Annotated in this window: 23 protein-coding genes; 16 read left to right on the top strand and 7 right to left on the bottom strand. The window is 32.5% G+C overall.

What is annotated here, in order from left to right:
* Positions 1–80 precede the first annotated feature (80 nt).
* The 6 genes from ilvN to ABD077_RS18545 all read right to left on the bottom strand — a co-directional run bounded on the left by ilvN (position 81) and on the right by ABD077_RS18545 (position 7,212).
* On the bottom strand, positions 81–614 hold the full coding sequence (gene ilvN, locus ABD077_RS18570) for an acetolactate synthase small subunit (protein WP_299607173.1): 534 nt from the start codon (positions 612–614) through the stop codon (positions 81–83).
* A 2-nt stretch (positions 615–616) separates the two neighbouring features.
* Positions 617–2,350 (bottom strand): biosynthetic-type acetolactate synthase large subunit, encoded by a 1,734-nt coding sequence (ilvB, locus tag ABD077_RS18565; protein ID WP_343913729.1) that lies wholly within the window; start codon positions 2,348–2,350, stop codon positions 617–619.
* 42 nt (positions 2,351–2,392) lie between these two features.
* Positions 2,393–4,069: a dihydroxy-acid dehydratase gene (ilvD, locus tag ABD077_RS18560; protein ID WP_343913728.1), complete on the bottom strand. Its 1,677-nt coding sequence runs from the start codon at positions 4,067–4,069 to the stop codon at positions 2,393–2,395.
* Positions 4,070–4,663: 594 nt separating this feature from the next.
* A complete protein-coding gene (locus ABD077_RS18555; RefSeq protein ID WP_299607169.1) occupies positions 4,664–5,320 on the bottom strand; it encodes a response regulator transcription factor in 657 nt (218 codons plus the stop codon).
* A gap of 16 nt (positions 5,321–5,336) precedes the next feature.
* A complete protein-coding gene (locus ABD077_RS18550; RefSeq protein WP_343913727.1) occupies positions 5,337–6,014 on the bottom strand; it encodes a sensor histidine kinase in 678 nt (225 codons plus the stop codon).
* A 796-nt stretch (positions 6,015–6,810) separates the two neighbouring features.
* Positions 6,811–7,212, bottom strand: a complete 402-nt coding sequence (locus tag ABD077_RS18545) for a hypothetical protein (RefSeq protein WP_343913726.1) — start codon at positions 7,210–7,212, stop codon at positions 6,811–6,813.
* Positions 7,213–8,293: 1,081 nt separating this feature from the next.
* Here ABD077_RS18545 and ABD077_RS18540 point away from each other — a divergent pair.
* The 16 genes from ABD077_RS18540 (at position 8,294) to ABD077_RS18465 (ending at position 15,783) form a co-directional block, all read left to right on the top strand.
* A complete protein-coding gene (locus ABD077_RS18540; RefSeq protein WP_343913725.1) occupies positions 8,294–8,434 on the top strand; it encodes a hypothetical protein in 141 nt (46 codons plus the stop codon).
* 96 nt (positions 8,435–8,530) lie between these two features.
* Entirely contained in the window at positions 8,531–8,686 is a 156-nt protein-coding gene (locus tag ABD077_RS18535; RefSeq protein WP_343913724.1) for a hypothetical protein, read from the top strand.
* Between the two features lie 104 nt (positions 8,687–8,790).
* A complete protein-coding gene (locus ABD077_RS18530; RefSeq protein WP_343913723.1) occupies positions 8,791–8,949 on the top strand; it encodes a hypothetical protein in 159 nt (52 codons plus the stop codon).
* Between the two features lie 97 nt (positions 8,950–9,046).
* The gene (locus ABD077_RS18525; RefSeq protein WP_343913722.1) at positions 9,047–9,202 is read left to right on the top strand and encodes a hypothetical protein; all 156 of its coding nucleotides are present in this window, start codon (positions 9,047–9,049) and stop codon (positions 9,200–9,202) included.
* A gap of 123 nt (positions 9,203–9,325) precedes the next feature.
* Complete coding sequence (locus ABD077_RS18520; protein WP_343913721.1) at positions 9,326–9,463, top strand: hypothetical protein; 138 nt, start codon at positions 9,326–9,328, stop codon at positions 9,461–9,463.
* Positions 9,464–9,568: 105 nt separating this feature from the next.
* Entirely contained in the window at positions 9,569–9,724 is a 156-nt protein-coding gene (locus tag ABD077_RS18515; RefSeq protein WP_343913720.1) for a hypothetical protein, read from the top strand.
* Between the two features lie 105 nt (positions 9,725–9,829).
* Positions 9,830–9,985 carry a hypothetical protein gene (locus tag ABD077_RS18510; protein WP_343913719.1) on the top strand — a complete coding sequence of 52 codons (156 nt, stop codon included), beginning with the start codon at positions 9,830–9,832 and terminating at the stop codon, positions 9,983–9,985.
* 98 nt (positions 9,986–10,083) lie between these two features.
* The gene (locus ABD077_RS18505; RefSeq protein WP_299260743.1) at positions 10,084–10,239 is read left to right on the top strand and encodes a hypothetical protein; all 156 of its coding nucleotides are present in this window, start codon (positions 10,084–10,086) and stop codon (positions 10,237–10,239) included.
* Positions 10,240–10,344: 105 nt separating this feature from the next.
* Positions 10,345–10,500 carry a hypothetical protein gene (locus ABD077_RS18500; protein WP_343913718.1) on the top strand — a complete coding sequence of 52 codons (156 nt, stop codon included), beginning with the start codon at positions 10,345–10,347 and terminating at the stop codon, positions 10,498–10,500.
* Between the two features lie 104 nt (positions 10,501–10,604).
* Complete coding sequence (locus tag ABD077_RS18495; protein ID WP_343913717.1) at positions 10,605–10,760, top strand: hypothetical protein; 156 nt, start codon at positions 10,605–10,607, stop codon at positions 10,758–10,760.
* Positions 10,761–10,864: 104 nt separating this feature from the next.
* Positions 10,865–11,032: a hypothetical protein gene (locus ABD077_RS18490; RefSeq protein ID WP_343913716.1), complete on the top strand. Its 168-nt coding sequence runs from the start codon at positions 10,865–10,867 to the stop codon at positions 11,030–11,032.
* A 71-nt stretch (positions 11,033–11,103) separates the two neighbouring features.
* On the top strand, positions 11,104–11,259 hold the full coding sequence (locus ABD077_RS18485) for a hypothetical protein (protein WP_343913715.1): 156 nt from the start codon (positions 11,104–11,106) through the stop codon (positions 11,257–11,259).
* A gap of 73 nt (positions 11,260–11,332) precedes the next feature.
* Positions 11,333–12,349, top strand: coding sequence for a grasp-with-spasm system ATP-grasp peptide maturase (gwsG, locus tag ABD077_RS18480; RefSeq protein WP_343913714.1), 1,017 nt, complete (start codon positions 11,333–11,335; stop codon positions 12,347–12,349).
* A gap of 3 nt (positions 12,350–12,352) precedes the next feature.
* Entirely contained in the window at positions 12,353–12,550 is a 198-nt protein-coding gene (locus ABD077_RS18475) for a hypothetical protein (RefSeq protein ID WP_343913713.1), read from the top strand.
* Complete coding sequence (gene gwsS, locus ABD077_RS18470) at positions 12,551–13,570, top strand: grasp-with-spasm system SPASM domain peptide maturase (protein ID WP_343913712.1); 1,020 nt, start codon at positions 12,551–12,553, stop codon at positions 13,568–13,570.
* An 8-nt stretch (positions 13,571–13,578) separates the two neighbouring features.
* Positions 13,579–15,783, top strand: a complete 2,205-nt coding sequence (locus ABD077_RS18465) for a peptidase domain-containing ABC transporter (RefSeq protein ID WP_343913711.1) — start codon at positions 13,579–13,581, stop codon at positions 15,781–15,783.
* 12 nt (positions 15,784–15,795) lie between these two features.
* On the opposite strand, the gene ABD077_RS18460 is transcribed toward ABD077_RS18465, so the two are convergent.
* Positions 15,796–16,647, bottom strand: coding sequence for a 5-oxoprolinase subunit C family protein (locus tag ABD077_RS18460; RefSeq protein WP_343913710.1), 852 nt, complete (start codon positions 16,645–16,647; stop codon positions 15,796–15,798).
* Positions 16,648–16,651: the final 4 nt, after the last annotated feature.

Here is a 16,651-nt window from a genome sequence, read left to right as displayed (position 1 = left end):
GGGCTATTCGTTATATCTTTTCTAGTGGTTCCCTTCGAGAGCCTCAGGGTACCTCTAGAAAAGGATGCCACTGCTATCCCTTACACAGTTTCTTCTACAAATTCTTCTAATATAGATGATATATGCATTTTATCCTTAGTTACTGCTATTCTTCCAGATCGAACAAATTGCATTAATCCATAAGGTTCTAGTTGATCGTATAACTTTTCGACTTCTTTACGCCTTCCCGTTTTTTCCAAAACAAAAAACTCTGGAGTCACTGTGACGATATTAGCATTACTTTCTTTAATCACATTTTGTATTTGTCGCTCCTCAAATAATAGTTTTGAAGCAACTTTAAATAACGCAGTTTCCTGATAAATCGTTTCATCATCTTTATGATAAAACGCTTTGATAACTTCAATCTGTTTTTCGATCTGTCCTACTAATTTCTTTACCTGTTCTTCAGTAATTTTTACAACAATAGTAAAACGAAATACATCTTTTATTTCGGATACAGAAGCGGTCATACTATCTAAATTAATATGACGCTTTAGGAAAATTGCAGAAATTCTATTCAACAATCCTATATTATTCTCAGTATATACTGATATGGTATAACACTCTCTTTCCATAACTAACATAATCTTATATCCGAAACCGACGCTCCCGTAGGTATCATAGGAAATACATTATTTTCTTTTTCTACACACACTTCTAAGAAATAAGGTTCTTCGGAAGCTATCATTTCTTCAATTGCACCTTGCAATTCTTCTCTTTTTGTTACTCTTTTAGCCGCAATATGATATCCTTTAGCAATAGTGATAAAATCAGGATTTACCATTTCTGTAGAGGCATATCGTTTATCAAAGAACAATTGTTGCCACTGACGCACCATTCCTAAGAAATCATTGTTTAACACTACAATTTTCACAGGAACTCTTGTCTGAAAAATGGTACCCAACTCTTGTATGGTCATTTGGTAACCTCCATCACCAATAATTGCCACCACTTCTCTATCTGGTGCTCCCATTTTAGCACCTATAGCTGCAGGCAAGGCAAATCCCATAGTTCCTAATCCTCCAGAAGTGACGTTACTTTTTGTTTTTACAAATTCTGCATATCGACAAGCGATCATTTGATGTTGCCCTACATCGGATACAATAACCGCATCACCTTTGGTTTCCTCATTAATTCCTCGCAATACTTCACCCATCGAAAGTCCTTCTTTAGAAGGATATAGTTCATCTTTAATTACTTTTTCGTATTCTACGGTATCAAAATCTTTAAATTCCTGCAACCAATTTTCATGGGTTTTAGGTGCTACTAAAGGAAGTATCTGTGCAAGGGTATTTTTAACATTACCCATGACAGCAACATCTACTTCTACATTCTTATTAACCTCTGCTGGATCAATCTCGAAATGAATAATCTTTGCTTGTTTTGCGTAGGTTTCCAAATTACCTGTAACTCGATCATCGAATCGCATTCCGATTGCAATTAATAAGTCACATTCATTGGTAAGCTTATTAGGTCCATAATTTCCGTGCATTCCCACCATTCCCACATTTAGCGGATGAGCTGTTGGCAATGCAGACAGTCCTAAAATAGTCCAAGCAGCAGGGATTCCAGATTTTTCTACAAAATGTTTTAACTCTTCTTCAGCCTCTCCTAAAATCACTCCCTGACCAAAAACGATCATAGGTTTCTTAGCATTATTGATTAATTGAGCGGCTTGTTGTACTGTTTCTGGATCTGTTTCAGGAACGGGTTTATAGCTTCGTACACCTTTACACGTTGAGTACTTAAAATCCAGTTCACCAAACTGAGCGTCTTTTGTTATATCAATCAAAACAGGACCAGGACGACCTGAACGAGCGATATAAAATGCTTTGGCTAACACAGAAGGAATATCTTCAGCTTTGGTGACCTGATGATTCCATTTAGTGATTGGAGTAGAAATTCCTATAATATCCGTTTCCTGAAAAGCATCAGATCCTAATAAATGAGAACCTACCTGACCTGTAATACAAACCATTGGCGTCGAATCAATTTGCGCATCCGCAATTCCGGTAACAAAATTTGTAGCTCCCGGACCTGAAGTAGCAATTGCGACTCCGACTTTTCCACTAGTTCTTGCATACCCTTGCGCTGCATGCGTAGCACCTTGTTCATGTCTGGTAAGAACGTGATGTAATCTATCTTGAAACTTGTATAACTCATCATATACTGGCATAATTGCTCCACCAGGATATCCATAAATTAAATCTACACCTTCTGATAACAGACAATGTATTACTGCTTCAGCGCCCGTCATTCGACCAGAGGCTGTTTCAGTTTCTTTTTTTATTGTTTGCGTTTGTGTTTCCATTACGCTATATATTTTTCTTTCAGCTCGTACTGAAATGTTTTTTTAGAATTCATCTGTTACGCAACCCTGCGATGCAGATGAAACTGTATTGGCATATTTATATAAAACTCCTTTTTTAAACTTCAACGGTGGTTGAACCCAAGCAGCTTTTCTTCTTTCTATTTCTTCTTCTTCGATAGCAACCGTAATTGAATTTGATTCTGCATCGATAGTGATCATATCACCATCTTCTACTAATGCAATCAAACCTCCTTCTTGTGCTTCGGGAGTAATATGACCTACAACAAAGCCATGTGTTCCTCCTGAGAATCTTCCGTCTGTAATCAATGCAACCTCTTTACCAAGGCCCGCTCCCATGATTGCCGCTGTTGGTTTTAACATTTCTGGCATTCCAGGACCTCCTTTAGGACCTTCGTACCTAATGACGACTACATCACCTTTTTGAACTTTTCCATCCCTAATACCATCATTCGCATCATACTCGCTATCGAAAACTTTGGCTTTACCTGTAAAGCTCAAACCTTCTTTCCCAGTTATTTTTGCAACACATCCATCTTTTGCTAAGTTTCCAAACATGATTCTTAAATGTCCGGTTGCTTTAATAGGATTTTCTAATGGTTTTATCACATCTTGTCCTTCTTCTAAATCCGGAACGTCTAATAAGTTTTCTGCCAATGTTTTTCCAGTAACGGTCAAACAATCTCCATGTAATAACCCTTTCTTTAAAAGATATTTTAACACAGCAGGAATCCCTCCGATATCATGAACATCTTCCATTAGGTATTTTCCACTTGGTTTTAGATCTGCTAAGAATGGAGTTTCATCACTTATTCTCTGAAAATCTGCCAAGGTAAATTCTACATCTGCCGCTCTAGCAATTGCTAAAAAATGAAGTACAGCATTTGTTGAACCTCCTAAGATCGTTACCAGACGAACAGCATTTTCTAATGACTTTTTGGTAACGATATCCAAAGGTTTAATATCTTTTTTCAATAGCACTCGCATAGCTCTACCCGCAGCGATACTTTCTTCTTCCTTGTTTTTACTAATAGCAGGATTTGATGAATTATACGGAAGTGACATCCCCAAAGCTTCGATCGCTGATGCCATGGTATTTGCGGTATACATTCCTCCACAAGCTCCAGCACCAGGAATTGCTTTCTTAATAACACTTTTATATTCTGTGTTCTCCATCGTTCCGGCTACTTTTTCACCCCAAGCTTCAAATGCCGAAACAATATCTAGCTTTCGTCCTTCATGACATCCCGAAGCAATTGTACCTCCATATACCAAAATCGAGGGTCTATTTAAACGAATCATCGCCATTAATGCTCCAGGCATATTCTTATCACATCCAACTACTGTTACCATTCCATCATAGGACATGGCCTGTACTACGGTTTCCATAGAATCCGCAATAACATCTCTAGACGGTAATGAAAAACGCATTCCTGGAGTTCCCATAGAAATTCCATCACTTACACCAATCGTATTAAAGATTAATCCAACCACATCTTCTTCTCTTGTGCCTTGTTTGACTAACTTGGCCAAGTCATTTAAGTGCATATTACAAGGGTTACCTTCATAACCTGTACTGGCAATACCAACTAATGGCTTATTAAAATCTTCATCGGTTAACCCAACAGCATGAAGCATGGCTTGTGCAGCTGGTTGGGTATCATCTTGTGTAACTCGTTTACTATATTTATTAATACTCATCCTTATCTGAATGTTATTTTTTTATCAATTTCTTATTTTTTTAACTTATTTATTAACATATTATCATGTATCTAAATAAACCATAGTATAAAATTATTTCGTAATGACTAAACTGTTAAATTTAATTCAATAAGCTTACAACATCCAACCATCCACAAACCATCATTTTATACTGATTTACAGATACTTACACTTAATTTATTTACAATCACTACATAACATATTTTTATTTTTTTAGTTAAAAAAAATCCCTTCTACTATTAGAAGGGATTTTTAAATTATATATTCATAATGCCCTTCTCACCCTGATATAATAATCACAATGTTGATAATAATTTGGACAATAATTACTTGTTGTAAATTCATTATTTTATTTATTCATAGAACTGGTTTAAAACAGTTCATAAAAAAATCCCTTTACGAACGTAAAGGGATTTTAGTATAAGTTTGTATCATATCATATCCCTTTACCAAGATGAAATAATCACCTCGATAATAATGACATTAATGATATTTAAATTTGTTTTCTTCATTTATGGGGATAAATATAGTAAAAATTAATTTTGAAAAACAAATAGTTACGAATAGAAATCTTTAGTCTAATTTAAATAAGTTATTCTTCATACAGTAAATTACGAGCCCTACTCTTGTCTTTACTTGTAATTTTTTAAAAACTGCTTCTCTATAATTTTCTATAGTTTTAGGACTCAAATTCATCTCACCCGCGATATTCTTATACGTAAGCTCAGAACAAGCATACTTTAAAAAAGTCCATTCTCGATCGGTTAGCTTTTCAGCAAGATTTTCGGTAATCTTCGCATCTGCTTTTTCTGTATATTTTAGCGCAGTCTCTATCTTACTCGAATAATAAAACCCTTGTTCGATAACCATTTTCATAGCAAACTCGAAGTTCTCTGGATGAATATCCTTTAACAAATACCCTCTCGCTCCTGCTCTTAACATTTTGATGATGGTTTCTTCATCATCTTCCATAGTTAGCGCCAATACTTTCTGCTCTGGTTGGTTTTCTTTTAACCACTGCATGGTTTGGATACCATCCATCACAGGCATTTTTACGTCTAGCAAGATGAGCTCTGGTTTTTTTCTTTTATGCAGATAATATTGTGTGAGTTCTTTTCCGTTTTTTAGAATAGCCAAAACCTCGTATCCTTCGAGGTTGGTTATAAGACTTTCTAGAGATTGAGCGAATAGAAGATGATCATCTACAATGACAACAGTCTTTTTCTTCATTTTCGATTTAATTTTGTTATACCTTATCTTCTTCTTTAAATGGGTACTGCAAGGTAAGCAATACTCCTTTATTAGGCTCCGAAATACAGTCTAAAGTTGCATTTACCAAAGCTGCTCTACTTTTCATATTTAATAATCCAGAATTAGCTTGCACCGATTCCATATCATACCCAACCCCATCATCTTTGATGATAATTACTAAATCATCTGGCGAATACTCTAGTTTTACTAATAAATGAGATGCCTCTGCATGCTTTATGGTATTAGAGAAAAACTCCTGAACAATACGATAGATGATAATTTCATCCTTAGGATTGATAAACAACTCTTCTCCTATAACAACAAGCTCTGGGGTTAGGAAATTTAGTTTTTTAAACCGATCTAACTCAACCTGGATAGATTTTATCAGACCAATATTTTGTATTACTTCGTGATTTAGGGTTTTAGAAAGATTTCTAATTTCTTGTAGACTATCACCAACCAAACTTCGGATATCCTGAACTGAATCTTTGATCTTTGGTTCTAAATTGGTGCTTAAAATATTGATTTGCATTACGGCAGTAGATAGCAACTGGCCAATATTATCGTGTAGTTCCCAACTTACATTTTTTAGAGTTTGCTCTTGGATTTCGAGCTTTGAGTTTTGGAGTTCTTCATCAAAACGTTGTTTGGCTTTTAAGCGCTCAAGAAGCAATTTGTTTTTTCTTTTTTGAAAGGCTACAAAAAACACTATGGCAAAAACTGCAAAAAATAGTATAATTACGGAAAAGTAAACTATGAGTAAGATCTGTTCCTTTTGTAAGAGTTGTTCTTTTTGTAGCATACAAGAAATCCAAATATATAGCAAGTATACATAAAAATATTAGCTCCTCGGATAATAAACCTTCGAATTTCCACAAATTCAGGACTCTTATCTAATTTAAAGTAACTGTCATAAATAATTAATGGAGGAACTACTAGATGAAAAATCAATGCTCCAATTGAAATATAAAAACTTAGTGATTTATTAAAACTTAGTATTTCATCACTTTGTAACATTTCATAAAAGTAAAACATCACACTAAGTAAAATTAAAACAGACCCGTTAATATATGTATATGATGAAGTCCTACTAAAAAACACATCTGTAAATATCAAATTTAAAGTAGTTGTAATTATATAAAGGAATAAAATCAAGCTTAACAACTTCCTATTCCATCTTTTTTTTAAGTTCGACTTAAAATACCAGATGTAAAAGGAAAAACTTATTATGTAGTAAGTATTGTAGAGCCACTTATTTTTTTTAAAAATAGTATCATCTAGAAAACAAAAATCTTCATAATAATAAATAAAAGTAGGAAGCAACCCTATTGTTTCCACTAAAACGGTAAACCATAAAAAATAAACAAAATACCGAATTGATAGATCTATCCGGTATTTTGAAACATATATTGAGCCTGCTATTGCAGCTAACACCTCAACACTGTTAACTATAAGCATATATTTATTCATCAAAAAGAATGTGGAGGTTCTCCATCTCCTCCTCCGTTAAAAGGTTCTATATCATAATTATTTTCAGGACTTCCTCCATCTTTTCCCAAACCTCCAACACGACTTCCTGTAGGCGCGAAAAAAACAGTTGCTCTTCCTATTCCCCTTTTGCATTTACCTTTAGAATAAGCACCAAGGTAAACTCTTATTCCAGGGTCATTAATCCCTTGGTCAGCCGACTCTTGTTTTACGTATGCTAAATACTCCTCCAACTCAGCTACGGTCCAATGGAATTCGCGTGCATCTTCGAATCCTAATTTCTTTTGTAAACGCTTTCCTCTATTCTTACACCAATTATCATGAAGCTCTCTAGCTTCTTCTACGTTGATACACTTTTGGGGTTTTTGTACTTTTTTTGCCATAATATTTTGTTTAATGGGTTTATTAACGCTAATATATCCAAAAAACAAGATTATCCACAAATACCCCTAACCTTTAGCAAACTTTATTTACGGAAAAACCATAATTTCAATATTTTGATTATCAATCACTTAAATAGATATCATAAAATTCAGAAAAAATACACAAAGGGGGTTTTCCCCCTATACCTAGCAGGTGGTTTTACCCCTAGAAATGACTTCCTTATCCAGTTGTTATAAGTTAACTATTAAACAAATAACACAATAATTTAGAATCTAAAACAAATGCAAGATTAAATTTTTCAATTGTAAATGAACGCAACAATATAAGTTGTTTTGAAATCTTTTCTTCTTGCTAATTTTTTTTTAAAAAGCATCCATCTCAAACTTTCTTAAAGAAGAAGAGTATTATTGAATGATTTTGCTATTATTAGAACACTTACTACTGTAAAGTACATTCTTAAAAATGGATATTGTAAAATATATTCATCCTCTACTTTTTTAATACAACATCCAAAAAAATAAGATACAACCGACTTAAATGTTTTGTAAGATCATAGTGTAGGAATAGTTAAATAAATATTAAAAGCTATGGTTTTTAACAAATATTCAGGTAACAATTTTATCAACTAAGACACGAAACTATAGTATTCATATTTTTTTAATCAAAAATACATCTTATTAGAAATAAAGTAGATACAAAAAATAATAAGACACTGAAATAGAACCAAAAAAACCGACAAAACAAAACTAAAAAACCAAGGTGTTTTTTCCGCTATTAAAATAACCAAAAGCACTATAAATATTAATGAAACAAATAAAAATTAATGTCGTTATTATTAATATACAACCATTTTAGAAATCTCATTTTTTCCCATAAAAAATAAAAAAACTCCGTTACTAATGATTAACATGAGAATCATTTTTGGAAGATTTTACACAACCGATGGTTGACTAAACGAATAAACAAAATTGGCGAAATATTCATTTTTATTTAAACCGCCAATACTTTTAAAATTAATTATTAACCCGATTTTCTAAACAGAAAATCTTAAAACTTCACTGTATGAAAAAACAAAAATCAATGGACAGCTTATTAAGCAGTCTAAAAGATCAAAAAGACGCAGTAGTCCTTGATCAAGAAGGAAAATCTGTACAATACTGGTGTGGCATCGGAGCTAATGCTGGGGATTTTGGAAATAGTGGAAATCCCCCTAATGAATAAATCCTTAACCGTAAGGATTTATACTGTCATAAAACACACTTTTTAAATTAATTATTAACCCGATTTTCTAAATAGAAAATCACAAAATTTCATTGTATGAAAAAACAAAGATCAATGGATAGCTTACTAAGCAGTCTAAAAGATCAAAAAGACGCTGTAGTCTTAGATCAAGAAGGAAAATCTATACAATACTGGTGCGGTATTGGAGCCAATGCCGGGGACAAAGGTGGAGCGGGGAATCCTCCATTCTAATGCGGAAAAATATCTGAAATACAGGTTTTATCATTTAACAAAACCTGTATTCAAATTAATTAGGAATCCGATTTTCTAAACAGAAAATTATAAAACTTCATTGTATGAAAAAACAAAAATCAATAGACAGCTTGCTAAGCAGTCTAAAAGATCAAAAAGATGCAGTAGTTCTTGATCAAGAAGGTAAATCTGTACAATACTGGTGCGGTATTGGTGCTAATGCTGGGGATTTTGGAAACCATGGCGAACCACCTAATGGATAATCCTTAAAAAAACAAAGGTTTTATGCGGTCATAAAACCCTCTTTTAAATTAATTATAAATCCGATTTTCTAAACAGAAAATTATAAAACTTTATTGTATGAAAAAACAAAAATCAATGGACAGCTTACTAAGCAGTCTAAAAGATCAAAAAGACGCAGTAGTCCTAGATCAAGAAGGTAAATCTGTACAATACTGGTGTGGCATCGGAGCCAATGCCGGAGATAGAGGAGGAACAGGGAACCCTCCATACTAATGTAAAAAAATCTCAAAAAACACAGGCTTTATATCATTATAAAGCCTGTAATCACATTAGTTATAAACCCGATTTTCTAAACAGAAAATCATAAAACTTCATTGTATGAAAAAACAAAAGTCAATGGACAGCTTGTTAAGCAGTCTAAAAGATCAAAAAGACGCAGTAGTCCTAGATCAAGAAGGTAAATCTGTACAATATTGGTGCGGCATTGGTGCGAATGCTGGTGATAAAGGTGGACATGGTTTCCCCCCAAACTAATGTAGAAAAATCTCAAAAAACACAGGCTTCATAATAATATAAAGCCTGTAGTTACATTAATTATAAACCCGATTTTCTAGACAGAAAATCATAAAATTTCATTGTATGAAAAAACAAAAGTCGATGGACAGCTTATTAAGCAGTCTAAAAGATCAAAAAGACGCAGTAGTCCTTGATCAAGAAGGAAAATCAGTACAATACTGGTGTGGTATTGGTGCCAATGCTGGAGATAGAGGTGGATCAGGTCATCCTCCTAACTAATGTAGAAAAATTTCAAAAAACACGGGCTTTATATTATTATAAAGCCTGTAATTACATTAATTATAAAACCGATTTTCTAAACAGAAGATCATAAAATTTTATTGTATGAAAAAACGAAAGTCAATGGACGGCTTATTAAGCAGTCTAAAAGATCAAAAGGACGCCGTAGTCCTAGATCAAGAAGGAAAGTCCGTACAGTACTGGTGCGGTATTGGAGCCAATGCTGGAGATCATGGAAACAGTGGTCAACCACCAAATTGATAATCCAAAATAGTAAAGGTTTTATGCGGCCATAAAACCCTCTTTTAAATTAATTATAAACCCGATTTTCTAAACAGAAAATCATAAAACTTCCTTGTATGAAAAAACAAAAGTCGATGGACAGCTTGCTAAGCAGTCTAAAAGATCAAAAAGACGCCGTAGTCTTAGATCAAGAAGGAAAATCAGTACAATATTGGTGCGGTATTGGTGCCAATGCAGGAGATAGAGGAGGAACAGGACACCCTCCTAACTAATGTAGAAAAATCTCAAAAAACACAGGCTTTATATTATTATAAAGCCTGTAGTTACATTAATTATTAATCCGATTTTCTAAATAGAAAATCATAAAACTTCATTGTATGAAAAAACAAAAGTCGATGGACAGCTTGCTAAGCAGTCTAAAAAATCAAAAAGATGCAGTAGTTCTTGATCAAGAAGGTAAATCTGTACAATACTGGTGCGGTATTGGTGCTAATGCTGGGGATAAAGGTGGATCAGGATTTCCTCCAAACTAATCTAGAAAAATCTCAAGAATACTGGTTTTATGATTTAATAAAACCGGTATTCAAATTAATTATGAATCCGATTTTCTAAATAGAAAATCACAAAACTTCCTTGTATGAAAAAACAAAAATCAATGGACAGCTTGTTAAGCAGTCTAAAAGATCAAAAAGATGCAGTAGTCCTTGATCAAGAAGGTAAATCTGTAAAATACTGGTGTGGTATTGGTGCTAATGCTGGGGATAAAGGTGGATCAGGATTTCCTCCAAACTAATCTAGAAAAATCTCAAGAATACTGGTTTTATGATTTAATAAAACAGGCATTCAAATTAATTATGAATCCGATTTTCTAAATAGAAAATCACAAAATTTCATTGTATGAAAAAACAAAAATCAATGGACAGCTTATTAAGTAGTCTAAAGGATCAAAAAGACGCAGTAGTCTTAGATCAAGAAGGTAAATCTGTACAATATTGGTGCGGTATTGGAGCTAATGCTGGGGATTTTGGTAGTGCGGGAGATCCTCCTCACAAAGGATCTATCTAGATGTTTATGACAATAATCAAAAATAATTATTAATCCGATTTTCTAAACAGAAAATCACAAAATTTCATTGTATGAAAAAACAAAAATCAATGGACAGCTTACTAAGCAGTCTAAAAGATCAAAAAGAAGCAGTAGTCTTGGATCAAGAAGGAAAATCCGTACAATATTGGTGCGGTATAGGAGCTAATGCTGGAGATGGAGGAAGTTCTGGATGGCCTCCTAATTAAAAAGTAGTTTATTTATTTGATCATGAACAAAAGCTGTTGCGAAATGCAATAGCTTTTGAAACACAAAAAGCGTATGCATTTAATTTTTTCAGAAAAGGTAGATTTTTCTACAAATAGAGTCATTGATTGGCTATATTATTATGATCAGAAATATGAAAAATTCATAGGTCCATCGGATAATAAAGATCATTTTAAGTTTAATGACAAAACAATATCCTTCACATTTGGAGGAATCAACAAAGAGGAAAAACAATCAATTTCGGAGAATGCTAATCCTACAAAGATAGATTCTACCTGGTTTAGAAGACCAAATCACAATACAAAATCATTTATTGAAGAGTTTAAATACAATGGAATTTATCCCAAAAACATTCTAAATTATACGTTACAACAAAGAATAGATGTATTCTGGGAATATTTAGGGTATAGATTGGAATCTAATAACCATCTTGGATCCTTTAAAACCTTTGAATTAAACAAACCTATAGTAATGCAAGAGGCCGAAAAACTTGGATTAACAGTCCCAAGAACACTCATTACTAATTCTAAAAGAGAACTTGAAACGTTTTTTAAATCATGTAATCATAGAATTATCACTAAATCATTGCATGAAATCATACCTGAATATAAACACCCTACAGAAGATACAAATACAGAGTTATCTATTCATCAATATACCACGCTAATAGACAACCTTAAAGACACTCCTAAGGTATTTGCTCCTTCCCTATTTCAGGAATGTATAGATAAAGAATATGAAATACGTACGATCTTTTTAAACGACTCATGTTACTCTGCATGTATTTTTAGTCAACTTAATGAGCAGACAAAAATTGATATGCGAAATAGAGATGCTAATACACCTACTAGATATATCCCATATCAACTTCCTGAAACAATAGAAACAAGTATCAAACAGCTCATGAATAAATTAAATCTAAGTTATGGAGCCATAGATATCATGAAAAGTATAAATGGTTACTATTATTTCTTAGAAATTAATCCAGTAGGTCAATTCGGCGATGTATCTATGCAATGTAATTATTACCTAAATAAAAAAATTGCCGAACATTTAATTAATAAGAGCTAATCTATGAAAAAGACAAAATACAAAGAACATTTATCCTTCCCTGAACACCCTGCAATACCCTTTGATGTACATTTTCTATCTATTAAAGAAAAAGATAAAAGAAATACACCTGAGAAATTTCAGTACATGAAAAAGTATAAAAGCGAAGGTGCTATCATGGATTTCTATAAAAAGAACTCGAATATATTAGATTTAAGCTAAATGAACATACCAGTAAAAAAATCGCATTTTTTATTATTTCCCACTTGCATTCCTATAAAAGGATATTCTCAGAGTATTATTATGGATTTGGATAGAGGAGCTTATATAGAAATTCCAAACTTGCTCTATGACATTCTAAAATCTGTAATAAGTAAACAAAGTATACAAGATATTAAATCTTTATTCGATCATAAACATGATGATGGCATTGACCAATATTTTGAGTATTTTGTCAATAATTCTTATGGTTTTTATACCTATAATCCGGTGCCTTTTAATCCAACTGAAACCACGTTTCATTCTCCATATAAAATAATTTCTTCTGTTATTACTTTTGATAAATCATCCAGGTATGACATCGCTGATGTATTAAACCAATTAGATCGATTATCTTGCCAATTAATCCAATTTAGATGTTATGATTATTGCTCTCTAGATAATTTGGGCAAAACATTAGATTCTATTAAAGAAAGTTCTATTAGAAAAGTAGAAATTTTTATTCCACATAATATAAAATATAAAGAGCTTGATTTAGTAAAATTTGTCCAAAAATACCCCAGAACAATTTTGATTGTTTTTGGAGCACAAGAAGACAAAAAAGTTAAGGTGGAGAAAAAATCAGTAAAAAACTTAATATACACTTCAAAAAAGCTTTCTAAAGACACCAAAGAAGCCATTACTTTAAATTCTTTTACCATTACACACCAGATGTACTACGAATCATTAGCCTATAATACCGGGCTATATAGAAAAGTTTCTATTGATACAAATGGAGATATAAAGAATTACATATCACATGATAAAGTGTATGGTAATGTAATGAAAGATAGCATAGAAACTATAATTGAAACAGATGATTTCAAACAAAAATATTTCATCTCGAATAATAACATAGAGAAATGCAAAGATTGCCAGTTTAGACATATGTGCACTTCTAGTTCTGACATTACCATTAAAGAACAAAAATTTTTCAAGTCAGATCTTTGCAATTTTGACCCATATTCCAACACCTGGAATTAACATTAGATATGCGTAAAAAATTCCCCCATTATAGACAACTAAACTCCATGGAATGTGGTGCGACTTGTCTTAGAATGATTTCTAAATACTATGGAAGAAGTATTTCTTTAAAAAAAATAACTGATTATACTGAAACCACAAGAGAAGGTACCAATATGCAATTATTGAGTATTGCCGCCGATAAAATTGGTTTCAGAACTATTGGAGTAAAAATAAATCCTATTCAGTTTTTTGAAGAAGTACCTCTACCAGTTATTATTTACTGGAAGACTAACCACTTTGTGGTTGTATACAAAGTATCTAAACGATATGTATATGTTGCTGATCCAGCATCTACAACTATAAAATATTCTAAAAAAGAATTTATCCAAAACTGGATTGGAAGAGGTGCAAATGAGAACTCTAATGAAGGTCTCGTGCTAATATTTGAACCTACACCTAAACTTTATGAAACTGAAGACACCTCTCAGAAAGATGAAAATTTCAAAAAGAGTTTTAAGCACATTATAAGCTACCTTCTTGTTCATAAAAAATTCGTAGTTCAATTAACAATAGGAATCATTGCCACTAGTATTCTCAATCTAGTATTTCCTTTTCTAACACAAAGTATCGTAGATATAGGTATAAAAAATCAAGATATTGATTTTATCTACATTGTATTATTCGCGCAGATTTTTTTATTTATTGGTAAGATTAGTTTAGACATTGTTAGAGGCTGGATACTATTACATGTATCTACTCGAATTAGTATATCTTTAATTTCGGATTTTTTCATTAAACTAATGAATCTCCCAATTTCCTACTTCGATTCAAAATTAACAGGTGATATCTTGGAGAGAGTAAATGATCATAAAAGGATTGAGAATTTACTAACAAACTCTCCTCTATCTTTTATTCTTTCCATTCTTAATATAATAGTATTTGGGAGTATTCTAGCATACTACAGCCTGAAAATTTTTAGTGTTTTTATGATAGGAACGATCATATATTTTGGTTGGATAACCCTGTTCTTTAAAAGAAGAGCGATTATAGATTCATCGCATTTTCACTTAATGAGCGAAGAAAAAAACAAGATTATTGAACTTATAAACGGAATGCAAGAAATAAAACTGCATAATGCAGAGCAGGAAAAAAGATGGGGATGGGAATTCATTAAAGCAAGAATATTTAGAGTGGCCACAAAAAAATTATCACTTGAACAACTTCTAAATATCGGAACATCACTTATTAATGAACTCAAAAACATTTTTATTGTTTTTTTTGCTGCTAAACTAGTAATAGATGGAGAGTTAACATTGGGGATGATGCTATCTATAATGTACATCATCGGACAACTGAATGGGCCATTGCAAGAAATGTTAAAAAACAGTTATACCGTTCAGGATGCAAAAATTGCGATAGAAAGATTAAATGAAATACATAAGTTACAAGACGAAGAAAATATCAATGAATCCAAATCAGATGTCACAAACATTAATCAAGATATTACAATAGAAAATTTATCATTTTCATATCCAGGTAGAAAAGAAAACATACTAAAAAACATTAACCTTACAATTCCTGCAAACAAAACAACAGCAATAGTTGGTGTTAGTGGCAGTGGAAAAACAACATTAATCAAATTACTACTAAAGTTTTATGAACCAACTAAAGGTCAAATAAAACTAAAAGATCAGAGTATTGAAAACTTCTCACAAAGATCTTGGAGAAACAAATGTGGAGTTGTAATGCAAGAAGGATATATATTTAATGATACTATATTTAAAAACATTACTATAGGGCATTCAGAAGTAGATAAAAAACGATTAATAAAAGCAGTAGAAATAGCCAACGTCAAAGATCTTATCGAAAGACTCCCTCAAAGTTATAACACAAAAATAGGGAGTGATGGAATAGGTCTGAGCACTGGAGAAAAACAAAGAATACTAATTGCAAGAGCAGTATACAAAAACCCAGAAATTGTTTTCTTTGATGAAGCCACAAGTGCCTTAGACACAAATAACGAACGTATAATAGTAGAAAATTTAAATAGATTCTTAGAAGAAAAAACGGTTATTGTTATTGCTCATCGTCTTAGTACAGTAAAAGATGCTGATCAAATCGTAGTTATAGACAACGGAGAAGTTGCAGAAAGTGGAGATCATGAATCGCTAACCAAACTAAAAGGTAAATATTACAATCTAGTTAAAAATCAATTAGAATTAGGAGCTTAATAACTCTACAAACTAAAAAGAAGACAACATTTTAAATTTTACACCTTCACTCACCCTTTTTTGTGCAATAACATTAATTGCCTCCTCTGATAATTGAAAAATTCTTGGATATCCACCTGTAGTTTGACAATCCCTCATTAAGATAATCAACCTACCTGAAGGAGTTAATTGAACCGTACCTGGCAATACTGGAACCGAAATCATAGAAGTTAGATTATTCTTGAACACTTCATTCATTGAAATTGCCATTCGACCACTCTCATTAGAAATAGTAAAATCCCCCATTAAAATAGATGTCTTTTCGGTATCACTTAACAGATCATATTCAGGACCTGGATACACCTCTAAAACTTCCAGACCAAGCCAATCATCTTCAATTTTCACAGAAGATAAAGATGTCGAAAATCCACAATAACTACTATAGGATATCTTATCAGTTTTGACCAACTTTTCTGAAGCTGTAATATTTTTATATTGCGACCTACTATTCAAAACACGATTCGCACAAAATCCATTTTTTATTCCTACATAACCAAAAACACCTTTTGATATATTTTTTAGCCTTAAAACATCTCCTTTATTTACTAATAAAGGTTGATTAAATTTTACAGGTTGATCATTCATATAAGGATCACATATTACACCTGTGAGAACTATTACCGACTCTTCATAAAACTTTAAAATCGGCGGCATTATCATCCACTCTATAACCGCACAATTCTCATCATTACCTAACAAAGCATTTGCTAACTTAAAAGATCTTTTATCCATAGCACCACTTTGTGGAACGCCAAATTTTGAAAACCCAAAACGCCCTTTATCCTGAATCGTCGTATACATACCTGAAGATAAAATCTCTACCATAACA

The sequence above is a fragment of the Aquimarina litoralis genome (assembly GCF_039523995.1).
Taxonomy (GTDB): Bacteria; Bacteroidota; Bacteroidia; order Flavobacteriales; family Flavobacteriaceae; genus Aquimarina; species Aquimarina litoralis.
This window is presented reverse-complemented; position numbering and strand designations above follow the sequence as displayed.